Origin of the sequence: Rhizobium sophoriradicis, from assembly GCF_003939025.1 — a bacterium.
GTDB classification, from domain to species: Bacteria; Pseudomonadota; Alphaproteobacteria; order Rhizobiales; family Rhizobiaceae; genus Rhizobium; species Rhizobium sophoriradicis.
Genome location: NZ_RQIH01000050.1, coordinates 1 through 2,099 on the forward strand (window position 1 = coordinate 1; position 2,099 = coordinate 2,099).

At 58.3% G+C, this 2,099-nt stretch carries 1 protein-coding gene; it reads left to right on the forward strand.

What is annotated here, in order from left to right; translation table 11 throughout:
* Positions 1 to 104 precede the first annotated feature (104 nt).
* Positions 105 to 2,099 (forward strand): polysaccharide biosynthesis protein, encoded by a 1,995-nt coding sequence (locus EFR00_RS32705; RefSeq protein ID WP_040112827.1) that lies wholly within the window; start codon positions 105 to 107, stop codon positions 2,097 to 2,099.

A 2,099-nucleotide genomic window follows, 5' to 3' on the forward strand; every position in this document is an offset into this window, starting at 1 on the left:
TAAGCGGTGCGGAAGGCCTTGATTTCCGATTATTTCAGTTGCGCTCGTTGTAGAAAATGACAAGAAGGTGATTGTCTGATTGATCTACGAGACGCTGGGAAGCAATGCCTGAAAATACCCCCACTGAGACGCCACGCTCAGCATGGTTCTTGGTGCCGATGCAGGCGCTCGTCGCCCCTCTGCTGGCGATGCCACGTGCCGCCAAACGCGCGCTCGCCTTGCTGGTGGATTCCAGTCTTTGCGTCCTGACGATCTGGCTGGCCTATTGCTTCCGCTTGAACGAATGGACGGTGCTGACCGGCGTGCAGTGGCTGCCGGTCTTCGTTTCCTTGTGCATGGCCCTTCCGATCTTCATCGTCATGGGCATGTATCGGGCGATCTTTCGTTATGCCAACATGGCCGCTTTCATCGCGGTTCTAAAGGCGATTGCGATCTACGGCGTCGCCTTCATGACGATATTTACGGCACTCAGCGTCCCGGGCGTTCCGAGAACCGTCGGTATTCTCCAGCCCTTCCTGCTGCTGATTGCGATCGGACTGTCGCGACTGAGTATCCGCTATTGGCTCGGCGATACCTATCAGCGTATCCTGCACCAGAATACGCTCGCCAAGGTGCTGATCTACGGGGCAGGGAATGCCGGCCGACAACTCGCCGGTGCTCTGACGAACAGCGCCGAACTCAATGTCGTCGGCTACCTCGATGATGATCCGCGTCTTAAGGGCGGCATCATGGGCGGCTTGCCGATCTACGACCCGTCCGATCTGCCGGTGCTCGCCGAAGCTCTTGGCGTGCACAACGTGCTTCTTGCTCTTCCATCCGCATCGCGGCAGCGGCGCAATGAAATCCTCGAGCACATCCGCAAAGCCAGGGTGAATGTTCGGACATTGCCGGATCTCACGGCGCTTGCTCAGGGCCGTATCGCGGTTTCCGACATTCGTGAGCTGGAGATCGAAGACCTGCTGGGCAGGGAGGCGGTGGCGCCGCGGCAGGAATTGCTCGACAAGGCAATGCGCAAAAAGGTGGTGATGGTGACAGGCGCCGGCGGTTCCATCGGCGGTGAACTCTGTCGCCAGATTCTGCGCAATGCGCCTTCGACCCTCATCCTCATCGATCAGAACGAGTTTTCGCTTTATAATATTCACGCCGAATTGCTAAAGCTGGCCGAACTTTACCAGCAGGAAAGCTTGCAGATCGTTCCGATCCTTTGTTCCGTCCGCGACCATGACCGCATGGAACATATTATGCAGAGCTGGCGGCCTCAGACGCTCTATCATGCCGCCGCTTACAAGCATGTGCCTCTCGTCGAACATAATGCCGTGGAGGGCATCAAGAACAACGTCATGGGGACGCTGATCACCGCACGCGCGGCGAACAAATGCGGCGTCTTGAATTTTGTGCTGATCAGCACCGACAAAGCCGTGCGTCCGACGAATGTGATGGGCGCCAGCAAGAGGCTGGCGGAGATGGTTCTGCAAGCGCTTGCCGCAGAACCGGCCGTTGACAGAGTGCGCACGAATTTCTCCATGGTCCGCTTCGGAAACGTGCTCGGTTCCTCCGGATCCGTCGTGCCGCTGTTCCGGCAGCAGATCAAGGAAGGCGGGCCGGTTACCCTGACCCACCCGAAAATCACCCGCTACTTCATGACCATTTCGGAGGCCTCGCAACTGGTCATTCAGGCGGGCGCCATGGCCGAGGGTGGGGATGTTTTCCTGCTCGACATGGGCGAGCCCGTCCGCATCGCAGACCTCGCCCGCAAGATGGTCGAGCTTTCGGGATTGACCGTCCGCGACGAAGATAATCCCGAAGGGGACATCGAGCTTTCCGTGACCGGCCTGAGGCCCGGCGAGAAGCTTTATGAAGAATTGTTGATCGGGGATAACCCTGAGACAACCGAACATCCCCGGATTATGAAGGCACGCGAGGATTTCCTGTTCTGGCCGGAGCTTTCCAAGAAGCTCAGCTTACTCAACGCGGCATTGGATCGAAACGATATGGTCGCGGCACGCGCGACCTTGGCAGAGCTTGTTTCCGGCTATTCCTCAACCGGTGAGGTTTCGGATCTCGCCTTCACCGGCGCCGAAACCGTTCCGGCAGCCTGA